Here is a 6,480-nt window from a genome sequence, read left to right on the forward strand (position 1 = left end):
CAGCCGGACCGGCAGCCCCAAGCCCGTCCGGGGGATTGAGGACACGGCCGAAGGCCGTACGGGTTCGAGGGCTTACGTCAGCGCGGCTTGCGGCCGGTCACCAGGGTGTTGCCGAGCGGCAGTTCGTGTTCGGTGATGCCGGTGAAGCCCGCCTGCGCCATCCACTGGCCGCAGTCGCCCGGGTGATAGCCCGCCCCGGCGGGCGTCATCACGAGCATGTGCAGGCTCGCGACCAGACTGGCCAGATCGGGCTTGTCGCCGGGCATCGGGTCGTAGACGAGCAGCGCACCGCCCGGCCGTACCGCCTTGAACGCCTTGTCGATCAGTTGCTTGCGCTCTTCCAGCGAGAAGTCCGCCAGCACGTGGCCGATCACCACGACGTCGGCCCCGGGCAGCTCGTCGGCGAAGAAGTCTCCGCCGGTGAAGGCCAGCCGGTCCGCGACGCCGAGCGTCTGCGCGTGCTCGGCGCACGGCCCCTGGTTCTGCGGCCGGTCGAAGACCCGGCCCCTCAGATGCGGCTGGGCGCGCAGCAGCAGCCCCGCGAGATTGCCCCGCGCGCCGCCGACATCGGTCAGTGTGCTCCAGCCGCTCCACTCCACGGCCCCCAGCAGATACGGAACCAGGGGAGCGCTCAGCGAGTCCTGCATGGTCAGGAACACCCGCTGTGCAGCCGGATCGCTGAGCATCGCCTCGAAGTCACCCTCGGCCTGCGGGGTGCCGGTGCGCAGCGCCTGCGTGAGGCGCCCCCAAGCCGGATACAGCACGAAGTTGGCACCTTCGAGGAAGCCTCCCGCGTACTCATCCCCGCGTACGAGATACCGCTGCGCGGCCTCGCTGTTGCGGTAGCGGCCGGACGAGCGCTCCAGCAGGCCGAGTGCGACCAGGGCGTCGAAGAAGTCGGTGGCGGCCCGCGGGTGCAACCCGAGCGCCGCCCTCAGTTCCTCCACCTCCGCCTCGCTGTCGGCGGTCTCGGCGAGCGTGCTGAACACCCCGAGCTCCAGGGCGGTCAGCAGCAGTTTCGACGATGCGAACCCCAGCCCCAACTGGCTGATGCCGAAAGGGTCCTTGGGGTCGGTCGCGAGATGTGTGGTGGTCATGCCGGGCTGTCCTCCTTGAGGGGCGTGTCGTCCGTGTCGTCGCCCGGCACGTGCTCTTCGTCGCCGGACAGGCCCCGCTGCACGGCGTGCCGCCGCAGCGCGAGGGCACCGCCCATGGCCAGTGCCATCACCGCGAGCATCAGGTAGTAGGCGGGCTCGGGGATGACGTCGATGAGCCGGACCATGCCGCTGCCCGCGCCGCCGCCCAGCGCGGCGAACAGCCACAGCAGTCCGAGCATGTGGGCGATGAACTTCCGCGGCAGTACGTCGGCGACCGCCGCGATGCCGACCGCGGCGACGATCAGCTCACCGCAGGCATGCATGAAATAGACGACGAGGAGCCACAACGGGGAGACTCTCTCGTCGCCCGACGCGAGGGTCGCTGCCAACGCCATGATCAGGAAGCTGACGCCGGTCAGCGTCAGTCCGACGGAGAACTTCACCGGCACGGCGTTGCGGCCGCCGCCGTACTTCAGCAGCGCCCAGGCGAACACCGGCGCCAGGACCAGGATGAACAGCGGCGTCGCCGACTGCAGCCAGCTCACCGGCACGTCGAAGCCGAACACATGACGGTCCGTCGACTCCTTGGCGAACAGGGTGAGCGAGGAACCGTCCTGAGCGATCATCGACCAGAAGAGCGTCGAGCCGAGGAAGATCCAGAGGAAGGCGCGCAGCCGCCTGCGGTCCCCGGGGCTCAGCTCACGGCTGCGGTAGAGCACCAGGTAGGCGAGGACCGGGGCGAGGATGCTGACCGTGCCGACCAGACCGATGGCGCCGCCGGCGTTCAGGCCGCCGGACACCACTCCGCCCGTCACCAGCACGACCACCACGGCGGCGGTCGTGCCGATCAGCCGGAAGGCGCGCCGGGACTCATCAGGGTTCAGCGGTCGCCCGGGGCGGCTCCCGACGTCCCTGAACTGGTGCTGGCTGAGCCAGAGTTGGATCGTGCCGAGCAGCATGGCCGTACCGGAGACGGCGAAGCCGAGCTGCCAGTCGACGCGCTCGCCGAGGAATCCGGCGATCAGCGGCGAGAGCAGGGCGCTCACCTGGATGCCGACGTACATCAGCGAGATACCGGCCTCGCGCCGGCCGCTGTCCTTGCCGAACATCAGGTTGAGCATGGCCTGGTGGTTCGGCTTGTACAGGCCGAGGCCGAGCGCGAGCAGGACGAGTCCCAGCGGCGTCGTCCACAGCCAGGGTGTGGCCAGCGCGAAATGGCCGACCGTGATGACGCAGGCCCCGATGATGAGCGTCCGCCGCGGGCCGAGCAGCCGGTCGGCCACCCAGCCCCCGGGCAGACAGAGCATGAAGGCGAGCCCGATCCACGCGCCGAACAGGGCCGCGGAATCGGCCTTCGCCAGCCCCAGTCCGCCCTCGGAGCGCGGGGCGACCGCGTACAGAACCAGGATGGCCTGCATACCGAAGAAGCCGAAGCGCTCCCACACATCGCTCATGAACAGCGTGCGGTACCACGGCGGCCAGCTTCTGACCGATCCGGTGCCGGCCCCGCCGACTCCGGGATCCTGATCAGCGCGTGCGGTGGTCATGCGGTGCTCTCTCCCTCCGTACGCGCCAGGTGCAGGCGGGGCCGGAAGGAGAGATACAGACCGCCGACCGCGTTCTGCGGACTCATCGGCGCCTGCTTCTGCTCGTGCACCTTGTTCAGGTTGGCCAGCGGGTTGGGGTCACCGCTCTCCGCGCCGTTGAGGTGGGCGTGCACCCGTGAGTAGACGTCCTGCGCGTCCTCGAGGTCGGCGATGCCGGTCACGATGCGGTCGAAGGCGTCCTGGATGCTGAGGTTCTCGCGCTGCGCGCTGGTGAGCTTCTGGGCGTTGTAGAAGTGGTGCTCCTTGCCGCGGTAGCTCTCGTAGAAGACGGAGACGAGCACCAGCAGCCGCTCGTACGCATGCCGGTAGACGGTGTTGTAGAAGTCCCAGGCCTCCTTCTCCTCCACCTCGCCGCGCAGCACGCTGGAGACGCTGGCGGCCGCGAGCATCGCGCTGTAGGTGGCCAGGTGCACACCGGTGGAGAGCAGCGGGTCCAGGAAGCAGGCGGCGTCGCCGCTGAGCAGATAGCCGGGGCCGCCGAAGCTCTCGGCCGTGTACGAGTAGTCCTGCTCGACCTTCATGCCGGAGACCTGCTCGGCGCCCTCGAGGAGGGGGAGCAGGTGCCGGCACTCCGCGATGGCCTTGTTGTAGACCTGCTGGATGCCGCCGAGGGCGTTCTTCTTCTCGTTGAAGATGTCCCGGCCGGTGACAAGTCCGATGCTGGTGGTGCCGTTGTGCAGCGGAATGTTCCAGAACCAGCCGTCGGCCGAGGACAGGACGGCGATCGCACCATCGGGCCCGCGGTCCAGGGGCTTGACGTTCTTCCAGTACGACCAGGCGGCGACATTGCGGAAGATCTCGTGGTACTCGCGGTTCTTCAGGTGCCGGGCGGCGAAGACCCCGCCGCGGCCGGAGGCGTCGATGACGTAGTCGAAGGCGATACGGCCGTTCTGCGAGGCGTCCTTGGTGCCTGCCCACAGGGCCGCCACCGGGCGCTCGCCGTCGAATTCGAGTTCCTTGACGGTGATGTTCTCGACGACCTCGACGCCGAGTTCCGCCGCGTGCCGCAGCAGCAGCTCGTCGAACTCGGAGCGCACGACCTGCCAGGCGTTGGCGCCGTCGTCGCCGAGGCTGTTGAACTTGACCTCCCACTCCTCCGGGCCCCAGAAGAAGTAGGCGCCGCCCTTGGGCTGGAAGCCGTGCGACTCCACCTTGTCCCAGACGCCCAGCAGTTCCAGGATCGGCCGGCACGAGGGGAGGATCGATTCGCCGATGTGGTAGCGGGGGAACTGGTCACGCTCCAGCAGCGTGACCTGGAAACCTTCCTTGGCCAGGAGACCTGCAGCGGTGGAGCCCGCGGGCCCTCCCCCGATGACGAGGATCTGGGTGGAACCACGCATGTATTTCTCCAATCCTCCGAGCACGCGAAACGGAGTTCTGACCGTCCGCTGCACCGTGCACCGGGGCGCCGGAGGAGTACTGGAGAAGAACTCGATGCCCGCTCCGCTCCGGCTCAGCCGGCGTCGGTGTCGGTGTCGGTGTCGGCGTACCCGGCCACCCGGCACGGCATCGCCTGCGCCACCAGCGCGACCAGGACGAGCCCGCCGATCGTGAACCAGCTGAAGCCCGAGGCCGAAGGCGGGCTCGCCGCGGTGCTCGGGCCGGTCACTCCGTCGTCCTGTTCTGGTCGGCGGTCGTCATGCCGTGCCTCGCTTCTGGTGCAGACATCGGGAGTTGAGGGGAGTGTGACCGGCCGGAGTCGAGCGTCGCTCGAGCGAGACCCTGCCGAGTTCTGGCTCAGTAATGGCCGGATTCCATCGAACAAGGGAGAGCCTGATGGCTGCACGTACGGCCCGGATGTGGGCGGCCGGCACGACGGCGACCGCGCTGCTGGCCGTGAGTTTGGTCGCCGCCGGCACGACGGCGGGCGCCGAGACCGCCAAGCCCCGACCCAGGCCCACGGCCACAGCCACGCCGACGGCGGAGGTCCGGCACGGCCAGACGACCCTCTACACGACCAACGTCGACACGCTGCTGAACTTCTACCGGGACGCCCTCGGATTCGAGGTGCTGTTCCGGCTGCCGGAGACGGGCCCGGCGCTGTTCGGAACAGTCCGGCTGGGGACGGACTACTACATCACCTTCACCACGTACGACACGGTGAAGCAGGCGACCGGGATTCCGGGCATCGGCCGGACCAAGACTCACCAGTCCGAGGTCGCCGTGCTCACACCGAACGTCGATGCCCTCTTCGCCAGGGCGAAGAGGGCAGGGGCGAAGGTCCTGATGGCGCCCAAGAATCAGCCGTGGGGCGAGCGGTCCGCGTATGTGGCCGACCCGGAGGGCAATTTCGTCCAGATCTCCACCCACACCGAAGGCTGACCGGAGAGCCGGCGTCACAGGTGGTGCACGAGGCACGCGCCCCGAGGGGCGCGTGCCTCAGTGCGTTGCTGCCGCCGCGACATGGGACGGAGTGACCGTCTCGTCCCAGTCGACGCGGTAGGAGTAGACCGGCTCGGTCGCCTTGACACCGAGCTTGAGGAAGAACGGCAGCACCAGGTCGCGTACGCCACGCTGGAAGCCGTTCGACGCGGCCTTCTGGTTACCGGTCCTGCGCCCCTCCTTGATGATCTTCTCGACCCGGTCCTTGCGGATCGACTGGAAAGCGGCGAACGCCTGCTGCGGAGTGTCCAGATCCCGCAGGCACTTGGCGAGCACGATCGAGTCCTCCATGGCCATGGAGACACCCTGGCCCACATGGGGCGAGGTGGCGTGGGCCGCGTCCCCGACCAGGCACACCAGGTCCTTGTGCCACTTCGGGATCGAGAGCATGTCGTAGATGGGATATCCGAGGATGCCGCTCTCGGTGGACTCGATGATGGCCGAGACCGGGTGATGGTCCCTGCGGTGCTTGGTCAGCAGTTTCGGCTTCCACTCCTCGTGCGGGGTCCGCTCCAGTTCGCCGCGCGCGGGCTCCTTGGCCTGGTGGAAGTTCTCGAACCAGTAGATCTCGCCCGACGAGGTGGTCTGGTAGCCGAAGAAGCCCTCCAGGCAGAACGACATCCGCATCACACCGTCCGCGGGCGCGGCCTGGTCGCTGCGCGTGTAGCCGGCGGTGCCGACGACCCCGGTGTACTGGGGGTGCGGAGCGTCCGGCAGCACCGTGTACCGGGTCTTGGAGTGAATGCCGTCGCAGCCGATCAGGAAGTCGCCCTCGGCGGTGGAACCGTCCTTGAAGCGGGCGACGATCCCGTCGGCGGTGTGCTCCACGCTCTCGAAGAACTTGTCGAATTCGATCTGCACACCGCGGGAGACGGCCGCGTCGCGCAGCGCCTTGTTGAGCAACCCCCGCTTGATCAGCAGGGTTTCGGCCGGGTTGAGCCCCAGCTGCTTGCCCTTGTGGTTGAGGAAGGCGGTGCTGGTGGTCTGGGTGCCGTACTTCTCCACCTCGTCACGGATGCCCAGCGTGTCCAGTACGGCCATTCCGTTGGGGGCCAGGTTCAAGAACGCCCCGGCCTCGTCCCGGGGCACGCTGCTCCCTTCGTAGATAACGGCGGTGACGCCGATGCGCTGCAGGAACATGGCCAGTACCGGGCCCGCGATGCCGCAGCCGATCAGCACGGCCCTCCGCGTCCCTGCCGCTGCTGTGTTGCCCATGCTCAGTCTCACTTCCTGTGCGTTCGTGTGCTTGTGCCGGTTCGGTCGTGTGGCCCCAGGCCCCCGCGGACGCCCGGGCCAGGGGCCTGGAGGCGGGGGGGGGGGGCCCCCCGCGCGCCCCCCCCCCCCGCCGCGACGCAGCCGGTCCGGGCGGGCGATTGGATGGAGCGCCTGGCCCC

The 6,480-nt window shown here is 68.8% G+C and carries 6 protein-coding genes; 1 reads left to right on the top strand and 5 read right to left on the bottom strand.

Features of this window, described 5'->3' with window-relative positions; translation table 11 throughout:
- Nucleotides 1–77 precede the first annotated feature (77 nt).
- From ACFWDI_RS40615 to ACFWDI_RS40630, 4 genes are all read right to left on the bottom strand, one after another.
- Nucleotides 78–1,097 carry a methyltransferase gene (locus ACFWDI_RS40615; protein ID WP_385312091.1) on the bottom strand — a complete coding sequence of 340 codons (1,020 nt, stop codon included), beginning with the start codon at nucleotides 1,095–1,097 and terminating at the stop codon, nucleotides 78–80.
- Nucleotides 1,094–2,644 (bottom strand): peptide MFS transporter, encoded by a 1,551-nt coding sequence (locus ACFWDI_RS40620; protein ID WP_385312093.1) that lies wholly within the window; start codon nucleotides 2,642–2,644, stop codon nucleotides 1,094–1,096. The genes ACFWDI_RS40615 and ACFWDI_RS40620 overlap by 4 nt, the downstream gene beginning before the upstream one ends.
- Complete coding sequence (locus ACFWDI_RS40625) at nucleotides 2,641–4,044, bottom strand: NAD(P)/FAD-dependent oxidoreductase (RefSeq protein ID WP_385312096.1); 1,404 nt, start codon at nucleotides 4,042–4,044, stop codon at nucleotides 2,641–2,643. The genes ACFWDI_RS40620 and ACFWDI_RS40625 overlap by 4 nt, the downstream gene beginning before the upstream one ends.
- Before the next feature lie 113 nt (nucleotides 4,045–4,157).
- On the bottom strand, nucleotides 4,158–4,313 hold the full coding sequence (locus ACFWDI_RS40630; RefSeq protein WP_385312098.1) for a hypothetical protein: 156 nt from the start codon (nucleotides 4,311–4,313) through the stop codon (nucleotides 4,158–4,160).
- A 167-nt stretch (nucleotides 4,314–4,480) separates the two neighbouring features.
- On the opposite strand from ACFWDI_RS40630, the gene ACFWDI_RS40635 reads away from it, so the two are divergent.
- Entirely contained in the window at nucleotides 4,481–5,026 is a 546-nt protein-coding gene (locus tag ACFWDI_RS40635) for a VOC family protein (RefSeq protein WP_385312099.1), read from the top strand.
- 57 nt (nucleotides 5,027–5,083) lie between these two features.
- Here ACFWDI_RS40635 and ACFWDI_RS40640 read toward each other — a convergent pair whose 3' ends face one another.
- Complete coding sequence (locus ACFWDI_RS40640) at nucleotides 5,084–6,301, bottom strand: FAD-dependent monooxygenase (protein ID WP_385312101.1); 1,218 nt, start codon at nucleotides 6,299–6,301, stop codon at nucleotides 5,084–5,086.
- Nucleotides 6,302–6,480 lie beyond the last annotated feature (179 nt).

The sequence above is a fragment of the Streptomyces sp. NPDC060064 genome (assembly GCF_042736455.1).
Taxonomy (GTDB): Bacteria; Actinomycetota; Actinomycetes; order Streptomycetales; family Streptomycetaceae; genus Streptomyces.

Bases quoted from the DNA above. Each gene is read 5' to 3' on its own strand.
- ACFWDI_RS40615 (WP_385312091.1), bottom strand. From the start codon at position 1,097: ATGACCACCACACATCTCGCGACCGACCCCAAGGACCCTTTCGGCATC.
- ACFWDI_RS40625 (WP_385312096.1), bottom strand. From the start codon at position 4,044: ATGCGTGGTTCCACCCAGATCCTCGTCATCGGGGGAGGGCCCGCGGGC.
- ACFWDI_RS40640 (WP_385312101.1), bottom strand. From the start codon at position 6,301: ATGGGCAACACAGCAGCGGCAGGGACGCGGAGGGCCGTGCTGATCGGC.
- ACFWDI_RS40620 (WP_385312093.1), bottom strand. From the start codon at position 2,644: ATGACCACCGCACGCGCTGATCAGGATCCCGGAGTCGGCGGGGCCGGC.
- ACFWDI_RS40635 (WP_385312099.1), top strand. From the start codon at position 4,481: ATGGCTGCACGTACGGCCCGGATGTGGGCGGCCGGCACGACGGCGACC.